The organism is Paenibacillus whitsoniae, from assembly GCF_003955665.1.
Taxonomy (GTDB): domain Bacteria; phylum Bacillota; class Bacilli; order Paenibacillales; family NBRC-103111; genus Paenibacillus_E; species Paenibacillus_E whitsoniae.
On the sequence record NZ_RXHU01000030.1, the window covers coordinates 1 to 15,600 of the forward strand.

At 49.8% G+C, this 15,600-nt stretch carries 15 protein-coding genes; 9 read left to right on the forward strand and 6 right to left on the reverse strand.

From position 1 onward, the window contains the following. Nucleotides 1-441 precede the first annotated feature (441 nt). The gene (locus EJQ19_RS11490; RefSeq protein WP_126141367.1) at nt 442-1,404 is read right to left on the reverse strand and encodes an AraC family transcriptional regulator; all 963 of its coding nucleotides are present in this window, start codon (nt 1,402-1,404) and stop codon (nt 442-444) included. Nucleotides 1,405-1,407: 3 nt separating this feature from the next. Further along, a complete protein-coding gene (gene corA / locus EJQ19_RS11495) occupies nt 1,408-2,358 on the reverse strand; it encodes a magnesium/cobalt transporter CorA (protein ID WP_126141368.1) in 951 nt (316 codons plus the stop codon). A 164-nt stretch (nt 2,359-2,522) separates the two neighbouring features. Between corA and EJQ19_RS11500 the strand changes: the two genes are divergently transcribed. From EJQ19_RS11500 to EJQ19_RS32825, 3 genes are all read left to right on the forward strand, one after another. Next, nucleotides 2,523-4,916, forward strand: a complete 2,394-nt coding sequence (locus EJQ19_RS11500) for a glycoside hydrolase family 2 protein (RefSeq protein ID WP_126141369.1) — start codon at nt 2,523-2,525, stop codon at nt 4,914-4,916. A gap of 30 nt (nt 4,917-4,946) precedes the next feature. Beyond that, nucleotides 4,947-6,038 carry a glycoside hydrolase family 88 protein gene (locus EJQ19_RS11505; RefSeq protein ID WP_126141370.1) on the forward strand — a complete coding sequence of 364 codons (1,092 nt, stop codon included), beginning with the start codon at nt 4,947-4,949 and terminating at the stop codon, nt 6,036-6,038. 511 nt (nt 6,039-6,549) lie between these two features. Then, nucleotides 6,550-6,684, forward strand: coding sequence for a hypothetical protein (locus EJQ19_RS32825; RefSeq protein WP_277600942.1), 135 nt, complete (start codon nt 6,550-6,552; stop codon nt 6,682-6,684). An 82-nt stretch (nt 6,685-6,766) separates the two neighbouring features. Here EJQ19_RS32825 and EJQ19_RS11510 read toward each other — a convergent pair whose 3' ends face one another. Then, complete coding sequence (locus EJQ19_RS11510; RefSeq protein ID WP_241242853.1) at nt 6,767-8,281, reverse strand: methyl-accepting chemotaxis protein; 1,515 nt, start codon at nt 8,279-8,281, stop codon at nt 6,767-6,769. 1,072 nt (nt 8,282-9,353) lie between these two features. On the opposite strand from EJQ19_RS11510, the gene EJQ19_RS11515 reads away from it, so the two are divergent. Further along, nucleotides 9,354-9,827, forward strand: coding sequence for a hypothetical protein (locus tag EJQ19_RS11515; protein WP_126141372.1), 474 nt, complete (start codon nt 9,354-9,356; stop codon nt 9,825-9,827). 303 nt (nt 9,828-10,130) lie between these two features. On the opposite strand, the gene EJQ19_RS11520 is transcribed toward EJQ19_RS11515, so the two are convergent. Next, nucleotides 10,131-10,976 (reverse strand): SDR family NAD(P)-dependent oxidoreductase, encoded by an 846-nt coding sequence (locus EJQ19_RS11520; protein ID WP_420901671.1) that lies wholly within the window; start codon nt 10,974-10,976, stop codon nt 10,131-10,133. A 147-nt stretch (nt 10,977-11,123) separates the two neighbouring features. Between EJQ19_RS11520 and EJQ19_RS32500 the strand changes: the two genes are divergently transcribed. The 5 genes from EJQ19_RS32500 (at nt 11,124) to EJQ19_RS11540 (ending at nt 13,838) form a co-directional block, all read left to right on the forward strand. Further along, nucleotides 11,124-11,309, forward strand: a complete 186-nt coding sequence (locus EJQ19_RS32500) for a LysE family transporter (protein ID WP_241242854.1) — start codon at nt 11,124-11,126, stop codon at nt 11,307-11,309. 198 nt (nt 11,310-11,507) lie between these two features. Beyond that, nucleotides 11,508-11,969: an NUDIX hydrolase gene (locus EJQ19_RS11530; protein WP_126141374.1), complete on the forward strand. Its 462-nt coding sequence runs from the start codon at nt 11,508-11,510 to the stop codon at nt 11,967-11,969. A 32-nt stretch (nt 11,970-12,001) separates the two neighbouring features. After that, on the forward strand, nt 12,002-12,439 hold the full coding sequence (locus tag EJQ19_RS11535; RefSeq protein WP_164716480.1) for a GNAT family N-acetyltransferase: 438 nt from the start codon (nt 12,002-12,004) through the stop codon (nt 12,437-12,439). A gap of 331 nt (nt 12,440-12,770) precedes the next feature. Beyond that, nucleotides 12,771-13,196, forward strand: a complete 426-nt coding sequence (locus tag EJQ19_RS33040) for a CBO0543 family protein (protein WP_420901673.1) — start codon at nt 12,771-12,773, stop codon at nt 13,194-13,196. Nucleotides 13,197-13,400: 204 nt separating this feature from the next. Continuing rightward, nucleotides 13,401-13,838, forward strand: coding sequence for a VOC family protein (locus EJQ19_RS11540; RefSeq protein WP_241242855.1), 438 nt, complete (start codon nt 13,401-13,403; stop codon nt 13,836-13,838). A gap of 135 nt (nt 13,839-13,973) precedes the next feature. On the opposite strand, the gene EJQ19_RS11545 is transcribed toward EJQ19_RS11540, so the two are convergent. Then, the gene (locus tag EJQ19_RS11545) at nt 13,974-15,170 is read right to left on the reverse strand and encodes an MFS transporter (RefSeq protein ID WP_126141377.1); all 1,197 of its coding nucleotides are present in this window, start codon (nt 15,168-15,170) and stop codon (nt 13,974-13,976) included. Between the two features lie 67 nt (nt 15,171-15,237). After that, nucleotides 15,238-15,519 (reverse strand): ArsR/SmtB family transcription factor, encoded by a 282-nt coding sequence (locus EJQ19_RS11550; protein ID WP_126141378.1) that lies wholly within the window; start codon nt 15,517-15,519, stop codon nt 15,238-15,240. Between the last annotated feature and the right edge of the window lie 81 nt (nt 15,520-15,600).

The following is a 15,600-nucleotide window of genomic DNA, read 5'->3' on the forward strand; positions in this document are numbered from 1 at the left end:
AGAATAGGTAGAGTAGGCAGAGTAGGCAGAGTAGGCAGAGTAGGTAGAGTAGGCAGAGTAGGCGGAGTAGGCAGAGTAGGCAGAGTAGGCAGAGTAGGCGGAGTAGGCAGAGTAGGTAGAGTAGCAAGAGTAGGTAGGGGAGCAGAGTAGGTAGAGTAGCGTAGAGTAGAGTAGCAAGAGTACTGAGAGAGTAAGAGTAAGCAAGCGCGGATCGCTCGACTTGCCTGCTGCCAACCGGAAGAAAGCTGCAGAAAGGCAGGCATCTCTCAGCTATTCCTTAGAAATTAAGCAAAGCCTGCGAAACCGCAGGCTTTTTCTCAAATAGGGCCCGATTTCAGCCAAAAGTGAAGAAAAAACTGACTTTTCGCAGGCTTTTGCCCTTTTCCTAAGAAAAGGAGGGGAAGTTCCTGCCTTTTTGCAGGCTTTCGCCACGCCCCACACTCAGGTGAGTTGGCGATGCCCTTCGCCCTCCCCCGCCGACGCCTCCTGCCGCAAGCCGGCCCTACGGTGCGCCGCATCGCGGTATTGCTTTGGCGTGAGGCCGTTTTCTTTTTTGAATACGTGAAAAAAGTGGGAAATATCGCCGAATCCGGTGGCTGCCGCAACTTCGGTCACGGTCAGCTCACTTGCAATCAGCAGCCGCTTGGCTTGGCTGAGGCGGTATTCGGTCAGAAACTGGCCAATCGTCATGCCGGTCGTTTCTTTGAACAGCGCGAACAACTGTGAACGAGATACCGGGAAGCGCTGGACGAGCTCACGAGTCTGGATGTTCTCCTGGTAGTGCCCGATGAGATAGGCGAGCACATCGCCGATCAGCTGCGGGGCATGGCGCTGCACGTCGTGTGAAGCGGCTTCCGTCTGTAGACGCAGCAGCTCCAACAGGAGCGCGCTGATGTTTTTGAGCACCGCCAGCTCGTAGAGCGGGTCGCGGATCGCCAAATGTTGCGCCAGCTCGGCCAAAATGCCCTGTATCGCCAGCAGTTGCTGCGGCGTGAGGAAATAATGGCTGACATCGGGATGCGCTGCAGCCAGCAGGCTCGAGATAGACAGGCCTGATGCTGGGCAGAGGCTTTCCAGCCGCTCCAGGTAGGACTCGTCCAGTGCCAGCACATACCGGTGAAACTCGGGGCTGTTCCCGTGATACGGGCGATGCAGCACGTTCGGATGGATGACGGTCAGCGAGCCCGCATGAAGCGGCAGCAGCCGATCTCCGACGACATAGGAGCCGGTGCCTTCCAGCACGAGATAAATCTCATAGCCGTTATGAGCGTGGAGCGTGGGCTGCAGTAAAGGTTGGATCCGATATTCACAATGAACGGGATACGCGGTTAGAAACTCGTTCGTGTAGTTGTCAATGGCGTAAGCAGCGACAGTGTTAGGTTCTTTTTTTTCATACAATGTCATCGGTTATCGAAACCAGCCCTTCCGCCAAAACCAGGCGAACATCCAGATCCCGATGCCGAGCATGATCAACAGCACTGCGTAATAGCCCCAATGCCAACCCAGCTCCGGCATATTCACAAAGTTCATGCCATACAGTCCGGCGATAAACGTCAGCGGCATGAAAATTGTCGTGATGACCGTCAGCGTTTTCATAATGGTGTTCATCCGGTTGGCGTTGAGGGAAATGTAGCTGTCCCGAATGTCCGCCGTGATCTCGCGGTTGGAATCGATCATCTCGGAGAGCTTCAACAGGTGGTCGTGAATATCGGTAAAAAAGAGCAAATGCTCTTTAAGCTGCTCAATGCGATCGGTCGAGATGACCCTGTACAGCAAGTCGCGCATCGGGACGATGGTGCGGCGCAGCTTCAGCAGCTTGGAGCGGATTTCGAACATATCGCGCATAAGGGTGTCGACGGATTCGGCTTCCATAACATTTTCAATTTCATCGAGCTGGTCTTCAAGCTGATAGACGCATGGGAAATATTGATCGACGTGATTGTCCAAAATCAGATACAGGGCATAGATCGGCCCTTCCTTCCGCAGCGCCTCTTGCTGGGATATACGGCTCCAGGCATCTTCGATCTCCCGGGAACCGATCTTATGGAACGTTACGATGAAACGGCTGCTGAGAAAGACGTCGACCTCCTCGGCTTCCAGTGTTCGGGGATCGATCGCGTGCATGACAAAAAAATGCATGTCCCCGTAATGATCCATTTTCGGTCGCTGCAGTAAATGAAAGCAGTCCTCAATCGCCAGCGGATGAAAATGAAAATGATCCCGCAGCAGCAGTGCCTCTTCGTCCGAAGGACTGTCAAAATCGACCCAGTACCACTGGATTTGTGGACCATCCAGCTCCGCTAGGGGAACGTCGTGCAGCAGTTGATTGTCAGATGAGACAGCGAGTGTACGTATCATATAAAAACTCCTTGACGGCAAGTTCAGCGCAGGTATTCCCTTTATTTTACCATAAACCCGCAAAATCTTAGAAAATGACAACCCGATCTTCGTTTTTGCCTAGTGACTCTCCGGCACTCTATTTATAATAATAGGGATAACCGCAAATGGCTAGGAGGATCACGATGATTACATCACGGCTTACACGTAATTGGGAATATGTTCAAAGCTCCTTGGGCGGCCCTTGGGAGGCATGGCGCAAAGATAAATTAAACAATCATTACAACTTGGCCTGGTCGGAAGTGGAGCTTCCGCACTGCTTCAATGGCCTCGACGCGATGGACCCGGACGTGCCTTATTATCAAGGGCAGGGCTGGTACCGAACGCTCCTCGAGATCGACAACCCGTATCCGGGGGGGAGAACGCTGCTGCATTTTGAGGGAGCGGGTCAGCGGACGGATGTGTATGTCTATGAGGATCTCGTCGGCAGCCATGTCGGTGGGTATGATGAGTTTACGATCGATATTACGGACCGCGTGCTGCAGGGGAATTTTCCTTCTTATTATAATGGCAAAATTCCGGTTGCGATAAAATGCGACAACACGCGGAACCTGGAGACGATTCCGTCGGATGTGAGCGATTTTAATTTGTACGGCGGCTTGTACCGCTATGTGAATCTGGTGTACGTGCCGGCGGTGTCGGTCGAGACGCTGCATGTGGTGTCGACGGCAACGGCGGAGCGGGCGGAAGCGGCGGTGCATGTGAAGCTCTATCGGCCTGGCGTCTCGGATGACAGCCAGGTGTGTATGCGGTTGCAAGTACGCGATGGCGCAGGTCGGCAGGTCTATACAACTGAGTTAGAGCAGGCGGCTTGGGAAGGAAGCTGGGTGGTGGCGGAGTTTCAAGTAGAGCAGCCGCAGCTGTGGAGTCCGGATACGCCGAACTTGTATACGTGTGAGCTGACCCTTGGTGAAGGCGCCGGGAAGACGGTGCACTCCGAACGATTCGGGTTCAGATGGTTTGCGTTTGAGCGGAAGGGGCCGTTCTACTTGAATGGCGAGCGCTTGCTGCTGCGCGGCACGCATCGTCATGAGGATCATGCAGGCGTCGGCGCTGCCATGACGGAAGCGATGATCAAGGAAGAAATGAAGCTGATCAAGGATATGGGCGCGAATTTCATACGCCTCGGGCACTATCAGCAATCGCGAATTGCGCTGGAGCAGTGTGACGAGCTCGGGCTGCTCGTATGGGAGGAAATCCCATGGTGCCGCGGCGGTCTGGGCGGCGAGGGGTATCGCCAGCAGTGCAAGGATATGTTGACCGCAATGATCGAGCAGCATCGGAATCACCCTTGCATTATTTTATGGGGCATGGGCAATGAGAACGATTGGGAAGCGGATTTCAGCCACTGGGATGAAAATGAGATTCGCGCCTTTATGCGGGAACTGCATGAGCTGTCACACAAGCTGGACGACACGCGTCTGACGGCGATTCGTCGCTGCGAGTTTTGCAAGGATATTATCGATGTATATTCGCCTTCGATTTGGGCGGGCTGGTACCGCGGGGTGTATCCGGAATATGAGGCGTATTCGCGGGTGGGCTTTGAAGGGACAGAGCGCTTTCTGCATGTGGAGTGGGGCGCGGACAATGTCGCCGGGCGCCATGTAAGCAAGCCGTACACCGGCTTCGAGGAAATTCAGCGGGGGCAGGGCGCGGACGAGCGCGACGGCGACTACCTGCTGACCGGCGGCGATCCGCGGGTGTCGATGCTGGGAGACTGGTCGGAGACTTATTTCTGCGACATGATCGATTGGTATCTCCGCGCACAGGAGAATATGCCTTGGCTGACGGGGACGGCGCAGTGGTCGTTCAAAGATTTTTCCACGCCGGTGCGGCCGGATTCGCCGATTCCTTATCTGAATATGAAGGGCGTCGTCGAGCGCGATTTTACGAAAAAAGAAGCCTACTACGTTTTCCAATCGTACTGGTCGAAGGTGCCGATGGTGCGCATTTACGGAGGCGGCATGGACGTGCGTGCGGGGCGCGCGGACGAGGCGCAGCTGATTCGCGTGTACGCGAACTGCGCTTCGGTCGAGCTGATGGTGAACGGCGTGAGTGCCGGAGTGCGGGAGCGCCGCGTGCAGGATTATCCGAGTGCCGGGCTGCGCTGGAGCGTGGGACTGCAGCCAGGCGTGAATCATCTGGTTGCCTTGGCGCGGGACGAGCAAGGTGTTGTCGTTGCGCAAGATGAAACGACGTTTCATTATCAGACAGAAGCCTGGGAGCTGCCGGCTGAACTGCGTTTGACGGCGCAGACAGAGACAGACGGACGTGTCCGCCTGGAAGCGAAGGCGTATGACAAGCACGGTGTCTTCTGTGCGGATTCCGCGGTACGCGTGCATTTCGGGCTGGCTGGCGTCGGGCGTCTGCTGGACAATCTCGGCACGGTGCGCGGCTCGCGCAATATCGAGCTGGCGAACGGCCGGGCGTGCATTTACGTCGATCCGCGCGGCGGCAAATCGGTCGCTTCCGTCTATGCGGAAGGATTGGACACGGCTTTTGTGGAAATAAAAGGGTAAATAAAATTTGACTTGAAAGGGAGAACGAACATGAATGTAAATGCGTTATGGCCGACCCTGCAAGCGAAAGTGGACAGCATGATCGCGCAAATCGGGGATAAATCCCCTCACGTGGAAAAAGGCGGCGTCTACGACGACATGCGTCTCGATTGGTGGACGTCTGGCTTTTGGCCGGGACTGCTTTGGGTCATGTACGATGTGACAAAAGAAGAGAAATACAAGCAAGCCGCTTGGGATTGGGACGCGAAGATCGAAGCTTGTTTTTTGCGGGAGAACAATTTTCACCACGATGTGGGCTTTCAATTTTTGCCGACGGCCGTGGCTAAGTATAAAATGACCGGCGATCCCGACGGACGCCGCCGCGGCTTGTTCGCCGCGAACTTCCTCTCGGGCCGTTTCAATCAGGCAGGACAGTTCATCCGAGCCTGGAATCAGGATAAAACGGGCTGGGCCATCGTCGACTGCACGATGAACATCCCGCTGCTGTTCTGGGCGGCCGAGGAAATCGCCGATCCGCGCTTCAAGCAAGTCGCGATGGCGCACGCGGATACCGTGCTAACGCATTTCGTGCGGCCGGACGGATCGGTGCGGCATATCGTGTCGTTTGACCCGGCGACCGGCGAATTCATCGAGTCGCTCGGGGGCCAGGGCTTTTCGCCGACGTCGTCCTGGAGCCGCGGACAGGCATGGGCACTGCACGGCCTTGCCGCCGTGTATCGCTACACCGGCGAGGCGCGGTATCTCGAAGGCGCGAAACGCGTCGCGCATTACTTTATGGCGAACACGGCGGTCGATCCGGTGCCGGTGTGGGATTTCCGCACAGCGGACGGCGACACGCTGAAGGATACATCCGCGGGCTCGTGCGCCGCGTCCGGGCTCTTGGAGCTGGCGGCGGCGGTGCCGGCCGACGAGGCGGAACTGTACCGCGGGCAGGCGATCCGCATGCTGGACGCGCTGACGCAGGACTACGCGGATTTCGAGGGCGCGCGTGAGTCGATTTTGCGCGAAGGCACCGGCAACAAGCCGGCCGGGCAGAACGTCGACGTCGGCCTGATCTACGGCGACTATTATTATGTGGAAGCGCTGGCTAAGCTGAAGGGCTGGGCGCAGCGAATTTTTTAGGGGCTCTTCGTCCGGCGTAAAACGGCGAAAGTTAAGGAGGCTCGACACCGGTGGCGGTGTCGGGCTTTTTTTGCCTTGAAGCGGCTCTGGATTAAGTGGAAGCGCATGCAACGAGGTGAGGACGGCGAAGCTGGTTATCTCGAACAAACCTTCAACTGGAATTTCTCCAGTTCATTTCACGCATCTGTTCGAAATCCAGCAGCTGAACTGGAAAACCTCCAGTCCATAAAGCCCTTTCCGCGCGAAAGGGGGGAGTTGCTTCTCCCTAGACTGGAGAAATTCCAGTTCAATCCTACATATTGCCAGATTCCCACCGAATGAACGTGAGGAATTCCAGTTCATGTTCTCCATCTGACGAGATGCGCGTTGACATCCGTATACGAGAAAAATGAATATTGCCCCCGAACTGCTCGCCCTTGTATGGTGGGGTCGTTGAACCGGCTGGCTGGTGGATGGGCTGTCGGCAACGACCTGCATATTGGGACGTGGCGGTGTAGCTGATGGGCAATCCGTGACCGGTCGCAGTCGTCGGGGCAACGTATACGAAGTTCGCGGAGACGTCGATTTCCGATTCGGCGAGGCGTCGGCTGACGGGACGTTCAACGTCGAGGATCTTGCATCCAGCCGGGGGATGATCGGAAGGTGATGGATGTTCGGAAATCATGAAGGAATACACCAAAGAAGCTATCTCCCGTTCTGGGGGATAGCTTCTTAATTAATAAGCCGTATTATCCTGTCACCACGCGCAAGTTTTGTTCTGCTTCCTTAATGCGCTCCAGGTTTTTGCGATTGTTGACTAGCAGCGATTGCAAGGTAGCCGACAGTTCTTGCAAGGTTGCGGAAGCTTCCTCGGAGATTGCAGCTAAGTTGTTCGTTGAGTCACTGATCGTTACCGACGAGGAACTGATGCGATCCATGAGTGCACCATAGCTTGTGGAAAGAACATTAAGCATCTCAACGGAATCCGTAATCGATGCGAAGGCTTGCTTGGTAATACCGGTGATCTCGTTGCTCTGCTGCATGCGCAAGGAGACTTGATCCATTCTCGCACGTGTCTGGTTAGATAACGCCGTGAATTCTTGCAATTGTTCGGAAATGCGAATCGCAGACTTGCCCGTCATATCCGCCAACTTGCGAATTTCGTTGGCAACCACGGCGAAGCCTTTGCCGTGCTCGCCCGCTCTCGCCGCCTCAATGCTGGCATTGAGCGAAAGCAGGTTCGTCTGATTGGCGATATCCTGAATGGTGTCGCTGAATTGGCTTGTTTCATTCAGGCGCTCAATCAAAGAGGCTGTATCTTGCGAGACCGCTTCGATATCTTGGCTAAACACGGAGAACGTATCCGAAAGCTGCTCCATATGGCCGCGTCCTTCATTGGACAGCGAAGCCGCTTCGCTTGTTTTTGCCAATAGGGTTTGAATGGAGTCGGACATTTCTTTAATTAAATCGTTCATGTGATTGACAGATTCATTAATGGCTAGCGTCGAATCTACTTGATCGCCGGCTCCCGTTGAAATATCTTGAAAAGCGCTGTTCATTTCGTCAAAGGATGCATTGTCTTCCTCACCTGATTTGGTGATTGAATGCAGATGGTCTGTGACCAAGGTGACCTGCTTGGTGGCGATATCACGCTGTTCCTGCTGAAGGGCGAGGAACTTCTCTGCCTGCGTGCGGGCTTCTTCGGTGCTTTTATGCATATAACCGGAAACTTTCAAAACAGCAAACATCAGCATGCTAAAGAGGAAAAAATAGATGAGATAAGTAGGCATCGATGTCGGATCCATCTGTGATGCCTCTTTTTGGCCGATGAATTGATACAGTACCAGAACGAAACCCCATACGGCAGAGATGAGCCATGGCAGCATTTTCATAAAAATAAGCGCCATAATCATCATGTAATAGATGGAAAAAATATTCGTTACATCCGATTTGTTGATGAGTTGCACGGTGGTTGAAACCCCGCTAGTGATAACGGCGAAATAGCATAAGTAGTGGATAAACTTTCTGGTAAAGTGCAGATAAGCGAAGGTCAACCAAATGAGCGTTTCAAAAATGAGCGTAAATTTCAGACTGAAATCCATCCCGCCTGTGCCTAAAGTAAATACACTCATATAAATGAGTAAAGCGGTTGCAGAAATGGCAAGAAAGACCACAAAGTTTCGCCGAATGACATCTTGATCCCGGATGGACAACTGTCTAGCTTTCGTTTTTTCATGGTTGTCAAACATAGCTGAAATACTCATCTTCATCCCCCAATGTGTATGCATAAGTATCTGTCTTCTTAATTTGTAAACTGTTCTGCAAAGCGTGGGGGAATTCCTTTAAAAAAGATTCTAGGCGGATAGAATGGCATGCCCTTCACATATACGAGAATATTGGATTTTGCTCCAAAGCGGCACTCAGCGATATCGTGAGGTCACCAAGGCAAAGCGCAAGAGGAGGCACAACATGCTGGACACAAATTCACACTGAGGTAGATCAGCAAAGGGCAGGCGAGGGCAGCGGGCAAAGCGAGTGCGAAATCGTCGTCCCGGGGGTTCAGCCGAAGAATGCGGCAAAATATACCGCTATGGATCATGTTTCTCCCGGTGGCGGCTTTTTACCTGATTTTCAAATATACGCGGATGTTGGGACTTGTCATTGCGTTCGAGGAGCCTTGACTTACAGGCGAGCGCGGATTCGGTCTTGACGTGGCCCGTATCCGCTTGGGCGAGTGATGCTCCGCTGGACAGCGGGCGCGCATAGCTGCAGTGGGGCTCAGGCGGCGGTGGCCGTGAAGCGCCTGCTGCAGCTGGCAGGCTTCATAAACTAGCTCCCCTGTACCCTGTAACAGGGCGAAGCATTTTGTAACACAATTGGAATATTTCTGTTACAGTTCTCTAACATGCAGGGGGTATTATAATAAACAAGACCCCCTTTTTTAATATAAACTTTGGACCCGGCCCCGTTGGCTCGGGTCACTTTTTTTGTTAAGCAGCCTCTTTGCTGCATATAGTTTGTAGAAGTGGTTGAAACGATGAAAACCGTACTTTGGTCGAATACAAGTCGAGTGATGGTAAAGGTGGAACTGAACCTACCTAACCACGAAAAACTGCTTATACAATCCAATGTAAAGATAAGTTGAAGGATGTTCCTGTGTATCAGCTGAAAGATATAGAAGTTATAGAATCTTGTAGAAAGATGGGAAAACTACAAAAGGAAAAGTGGAGGACTTTGAAAATTACAGCCTACTTATCAACTTTAGATCGCAGATATGATAGCTATCCCAACTATGAAGCGGGTAAAAGAATTAGTTAACAGGAGGGTGTCGCGACAATGGAGTTTAGAGATTCAGCCTCATATGGCAAGAGGCAAGAATACATAGCTGTTGCAGAATTACTAAAACATAATTTTGATGTATATATGACGTTGGTAGATGATCAAGGAATTGATTGTGTTATTAGGATCAATCATACACGTTATCTTGATGTCCAAATTAAGGCTCGTTCTAAGCAAGCTATTCCAAAGGATTGGGCATATTATCCCCGTCTTCAAGTTCCCGAAGGAAGAAATAACCATTTCTTTATCCTTTATTCTGAAGGGGCTAATTCTTACTGGACTTTTCCATCGTCAGATATAATACGTCTTGCTAACGAGCAAGGCACTAATGTTAGCATGAATAGAACGGGTGATAATGCTGGCAAGTACGCTATCCGCGCGGCAGGATACAGCACTGTGAATGATAAGTGTACACCTTTTCCACGGTTCGACAAATATCGAGACGAAAATGGCTTTGCTCTTATCAAGTAATAAACAAAAACTCAATTGTAAGGAGGATTTTTCCCAACATTAGGGGGAAGCTCAAAAGGTTCTTGAATTAAGGAACCTGTAGAATATTTGGTCGATTTTTGGTCAGCTACCATCGATAAGGGTGAATCATTAGTGGATGCTAGAAGCCAATGAAAATAGGAGAAAGCCCCAAGGTATTGTAGATCAAGGCATCAGGAGCTTTCCAATTATCATAGGACACACGTGGATATACATCAAAATTAGCAGACCCAAGCCCCGTTGGCTCGGGTCACTTTTTTGTTTCTACCTTTCATACTCCACCAACTAGATCACAAAACGAGGAATCACTCGTCCATCAATATCAGTGAATCCGTACTCTTCGGCAAGATCGCCAACGTGCAGCACCCGTCCGTTTTTCTGGTGCACGTCGCTGTCTCCTGCCAAGGCAGATACCGCTCGCCCAATGTAGAACGTCGACTCCGTAAGTTGTAGGGCTTCGACCTCCTGCCAATGATCTTCATCAGTGTTGAAATTCCGTAACCCCAGCTCTGTGCGCATCCAACCAGGAGAGACAGCTACCGCTGTCATTTTGGTGTTCTTGAAGTCATGGGCTAGAGCGAACACGGAGCGGTTAATCGCATTTTTGGCAAGATCGTAATAGAAGGTTCCGAGATACTTATCCTGATCATGGAATGTAGTATGTACGACTAATCCGGAATCCGACTCCAGCATGAGCGGGATCGCAAAATGATTAGTCGCAATTTGTGCACGAATGCCGCTCGAAAACGTGGCATCCCACATCTGGAGCGGATATTCCCAAAATGGTTGTGGTTGTAAATTGGTTTCCACATCATGCAGGCCCCAGACGTTGTTCACTACGATGTGGAGGCGGGCTTGTTCCCGCCGGATTCTCTCAATCAGCGCTTTGGTATCCTCATCGCGGGTATGATCGCAACGGCAGGCGTAAGCCTCTCCGCCATGACGAACGATCTCTTCGACCGTTTCATCAATGCTGCCTGGAAAACCGTGCGTCGTGGTGCCTTTTACACTTCTGCCGGTTACATAAACCACAGCTCCTGCTTTGCCTAATTCAATCGCGATACCCCGTCCCGCACCTCGACTTCCTCCAGTGACGAGGGCGATTTTCCCATCGAGTCTCTTCAAGTTCATCTACTCCTTCGCAGGCATTTATTCCCATGTATTATATCACGGAACATATGTTCTGAAAATGGTTGTTGCTTAGAAAGAGTTGAGTCTACGAATAATTGTGCACTATAATAACTACAAACAATCGTTCGACACAAGTCAGCCTAGAGAATGGAGAATTTCATCATCTCACTAGCTGTATTAGGGGTATCCGTCATCGTATTGGCCATTCCGACGATTAAGGCAATATTGTTCTTGGTGGGAATCCTATTTCTAGCTTACATGGGGTTCGTAACGTGGAAAAGTAAAGCGAATCGCAGTACGACTCTAGACGCAGCTCTATCTGCTAATAAGTAAATAACTTTTGCCGCATCTGTTTCACTATTAAATCCACATGCAATCCTCGATACGGTAACAAAGTTTCTGCCATTATTTTGTGGGGAACCGCTGCATATCTGATTACACAATTCATCTAAACGAAGACGCTAGTGGAAAGAACTTTGTAAAAGACAAAAGATACGTGCTTTCGGCTTGTATTCACTAAGGAGGGGAACTATGACAGAGAATCTCATTGAACGTGCTGCGGGGGGCTTAGTTCTTCGCATTTCACGGACAGGATTACAAGCGCTACTTATTCACGATAGATATGGACATGTTGTAGGTTTCCCAAAAGGACACCTGGAACCTGGAGAGACGTGGGAGCAAGCTGCAGTCCGAGAAATATTCGAAGAAACAGGGATTAACTCGAGAATTCTTTCTCCTCTTGGCGGCATTGAATATCCTATCGAGAAAAAAGGGCTAACCATTCGAAAGCAGGTCCGCTTATTCCTTCTAGAAGCCATCGAAGAACACGAGGAGCCTGTTCATCAGGCTAACGAAGTTGAAAATGCTCAATATTTCGCATGGGAAGATGCACTTCAAGTTCACAGGGAACGAGGCTATACGGACCTGAATTGGGTGTTTGATAAGGCTAAAGCATTTTGGGATTGCCACGGCGAATCAAACGGGACACGATAGTAACTTTAATTTCAAAAGGACGGATGTTAATCATGCTGTTTCGAAAAGCTCTTACAACAGATATACCGCAGATAATTAAGTTTCGTAAGATATTGCTAGGCCAAGAGGATAATAATACTATGGATGAAACATTTAGTGACTACTTCTCTTCCTCACTAGCAGACAGCTCCCTCGTGGTATGGGTGGCAGATGATGACGGGATAATTGTAGCCTCTGTATGTTTTTGCTTATGTCGACTTGCACCACGATTTGAAAATCCTTCAGGAATGGTTGCATACATGGCAAATGTTTTCACAATACCAAGTTACCGACGTCAAGGTATTGGATCCAAACTCATTGGTAAAGCAATAGACGATTTGAAGGAACAAGGAATAAGAAAAATCCTGCTGCACTCGTCTGATATAGCTAAACCGATGTATGTAAATCTTGGTTTTATTGAAGGAAAGAATTATATGACATTAAGTACTTGATCAAGAGCTTCATCTAATAAGACAGCATAGTGAATCGACTCATTAGGCCACCGTGGATCGATCGGCCGTAATCAATCATCACAGGAGTTCCATATATAGCTAAGGCGAAGCAATACACCGGATAATTGGAAAGGGAGACGAATCTTGAATACCTTCTTATTACTCCTTCGTTAGTCTAAGGCACCTCATTTCAAATGAGGTGTTTTTGTTTTGATTAAAGTTTATTTTTTATGACGATAATTTTAAGTAGTGCATAAGACAGGAACAGGTGGGTTGAAATTTGGATAATATTATTCTAGGCATAGCCTGGCTAGTAACGGCACTATTGCTTTTGATTTTTATTAATCGAAGAAATGTTATTCAAGCAATTCTGAGTTTCTTATTCATGCAGGTTCCCTCTTGGTTATTTGGGGCGTTAGTTGTCCAAGGTGGGTTAATTGAATATCCCGTTGGATTCCTACAAATGGTTTACCGTGCAAGCTTTTCATTTGAATTTTTTATCTACCCTTCTGTTAGCGCTGTTTTTAATATTTATTTCCCTAAACAGAAACATTGGTTTATTAAACTCCTATACATACTGAGTTACCCAACCTTCATTACGACTACTGAAATATTTCTTGAAAAGTACACGAAATTGATTAAATACATACACTGGGCGTGGTATTGGAGCTTTACGACAATTACATTAACTCTGTTATTGTCGTATTGGTTTTATCTTTGGTTTTTTAAAGCAGTTAAACACGTACAGAAGTATTAATGATTTAAAACGCAAGTTATGGACAGATGCATGAATCACCTTAGATACAAATACTCTACTGCATACCAAGTATTTTCTAGGCCGGCAATGGCAATAAACAAACGGGCAACAACTTACAAAACGTCGCCTGACCGTCGGCGTTTTAGTGTTATAATAGTCTTGCTAGATTTTGGCACCAATAATTTCGTCGTATCGGAGTGTGATTTGGCTTTGTGGAATAAGCTGAATGTCGATGTCATTACGTTGTTCGTCGAGGATTTGCAGCAAGCGAAATCGTTTTATCAAGAAGTGTTCGACCTGCCGGTTTTCTTCGAGGATCCGAATTCCGCGGTGTTCCAATTCGGCAACATGCTCATTAATCTGCTTGTGGAGACAGCGGCACACGAGTTGATTGAACCACAGGTTGTCGCAAAACGCGAATCCGGGGCGCGTTTCCAATTCACAATCGGTGTGGAAAATGTAGATGCCGCCTGCGAGGAGCTTCGCAAACGCGGGGTTGATCTTCTGAACGGCCCAATGGACCGGCCGTGGGGCATTCGCACCGCTAGCTTCGCGGATCCGGGTGGCCATATCTGGGAGATTGCGCACAAATTGTCCAAGACGGACAAGCAAAACGACAACGACTACTCATCGGGTCTTTGAGTGTTACGACAAATACCTCAACCATATCTTTCCGAATGTATAGGCCTTCCAAAAGAGAGAAGGCTACCGGGGAATCGGCAGCCTTCTGCAGAACAGTAAAGAGCTATCGTGAAATTTGGCTTCCTATTTGTTCAATCAGGCTTCCGCTTCCCTCAAGTTTCGCTCTTCCAACTTCTTACGCGAATGGGAGCGAGATAGTCCGAGCGATGCGACGGCTGTCCCTGCGGCGATGGTAACTCCCGCCGCCCCAATCCAACTGATGGCAGGTAACGACGCTTGCTCTATGACGATGCCCCCGATCCCCGCTCCGGCGGCCATGGCAAGCTGCACGACCGACATGTTTAGGCTAAGCATAATGCCGGAAGCTTGCGGAGCAAGCGTAATTAAATGAACTTGCTGCGTAGGACCCGACGACCAGGCCGAGAACGACCAGAGCATTAGAAGTGGGAACACGAGAACAGGGGATAGAGCTGCCAGCGATAACAGGATTAGAGCTACTGCGTGCAGCAGCATACCGCCGACCAGCGTACGGGGGAATCCCCACTTGTCTGTGCTATAGCCTCCGAGCTTAGAGCCGATCAAGCTTGCGATGCCGAAAGCAAACAATCCGATGCTCACCCATTTTTCGCTCATTCCCGTAACGGTAAGTAGAAATGGCGAAATGTACGTATAGGCAATCGAATATCCACCGATCCAAAAGAAGGTTACAGACAAGGCCAAAACGATTTTTCGTTCCTTCAACAACGCCAACTGTTTGCGAAGCGGCACTGGCTCTTCGCCCTCCGTTTGCGGAATCGTGAAGGCAATAACAAGCATAGCGAACAGTCCGAGTACGCCGATTCCTCCGAAAATTGTTTTCCAATCGTAGGCGGAAGCGATAACTCTTCCAAGAGGAACGCCGATGATCAGCGAGGTACTGAAGCCCATAACGAGTGTCGCTATGGCGCTGCCTTGCTTTTCAGGCGGAGCCATCTTGGAGGCTACGGTCATGGCCGTAACGACAAACACCCCGGTACTGAGTGCCAAGATGATCCGAGATCCGATTAAAAATTCATATCCGGGCAAAATAAATGTGATTCCATTTCCTATTACGAAAAGGCCGAGTGAGTAAAGCAGCAGCTTCCGTCGCTCCAAGCGGGCAGTAACGGCCATAAGGATAGGGGTCCCGAAAGCGTAAGCGAGCGAGAAAAAGGAAATGAGCTGTCCTGCAGCTGATACCGAGACACCAATATCCTCCGCAACTTTATCCAAAATGCCTGCGATGATAAACTCCGACGTTCCGACAAGAAAACTGACGGCGGCCAACATGTAAATTTTCCAAGTGTTTGACATGATTTTCTTACTCCTCTCTCTGTCCGATATTCTATATTTCTAGAAATATAGAAATAATGACAAAAAATTATTCCAGCAAATACGGTGCATACTTTTGTGCTATTTCGCGGTTCACGTTGTAGTAGATATACGTTCCTTCCTTACGGAGATCGAGCAGACCGCAATCCGTCAATTGCTTCAGGTGATGGGATAGTGTCGAGCCAGCGATGGATTCCAGCTTGCTTCCGATATCGGAGCAGCACAAATTCCTCTCTTCGGTAAGCAACAGAGCAATTTTAAGCCGGGTCGGTTCTCCAAGTGCTTTGTATACTTTGACGGCTTGCCGTACCTCCGCGTTATCTTCGACCATCGTTACCTCACCTTTGCTTATTGTCATTATTTCTATATCTGTCGAAATAAAAGTACCATACCTTAGGAAAAAAGTAAATAG

What these genes read in the sequence shown, in the direction of transcription:
- EJQ19_RS11490 (WP_126141367.1), bottom strand. Translation starts at nt 1,404, where the DNA reads ATGACATTGTATGAAAAAAAAGAACCTAACACTGTCGCTGCTTACGCC.
- corA (WP_126141368.1), bottom strand. Translation starts at nt 2,358, where the DNA reads ATGATACGTACACTCGCTGTCTCATCTGACAATCAACTGCTGCACGAC.
- EJQ19_RS11500 (WP_126141369.1), top strand. Translation starts at nt 2,523, where the DNA reads ATGATTACATCACGGCTTACACGTAATTGGGAATATGTTCAAAGCTCC.
- EJQ19_RS11505 (WP_126141370.1), top strand. Translation starts at nt 4,947, where the DNA reads ATGAATGTAAATGCGTTATGGCCGACCCTGCAAGCGAAAGTGGACAGC.
- EJQ19_RS11510 (WP_241242853.1), bottom strand. Translation starts at nt 8,281, where the DNA reads ATGAGTATTTCAGCTATGTTTGACAACCATGAAAAAACGAAAGCTAGA.
- EJQ19_RS11515 (WP_126141372.1), top strand. Translation starts at nt 9,354, where the DNA reads ATGGAGTTTAGAGATTCAGCCTCATATGGCAAGAGGCAAGAATACATA.
- EJQ19_RS11520 (WP_420901671.1), bottom strand. Translation starts at nt 10,976, where the DNA reads ATGAACTTGAAGAGACTCGATGGGAAAATCGCCCTCGTCACTGGAGGA.
- EJQ19_RS32500 (WP_241242854.1), top strand. Translation starts at nt 11,124, where the DNA reads ATGGAGAATTTCATCATCTCACTAGCTGTATTAGGGGTATCCGTCATC.
- EJQ19_RS11530 (WP_126141374.1), top strand. Translation starts at nt 11,508, where the DNA reads ATGACAGAGAATCTCATTGAACGTGCTGCGGGGGGCTTAGTTCTTCGC.
- EJQ19_RS11535 (WP_164716480.1), top strand. Translation starts at nt 12,002, where the DNA reads ATGCTGTTTCGAAAAGCTCTTACAACAGATATACCGCAGATAATTAAG.
- EJQ19_RS11545 (WP_126141377.1), bottom strand. Translation starts at nt 15,170, where the DNA reads ATGTCAAACACTTGGAAAATTTACATGTTGGCCGCCGTCAGTTTTCTT.
- EJQ19_RS11550 (WP_126141378.1), bottom strand. Translation starts at nt 15,519, where the DNA reads ATGGTCGAAGATAACGCGGAGGTACGGCAAGCCGTCAAAGTATACAAA.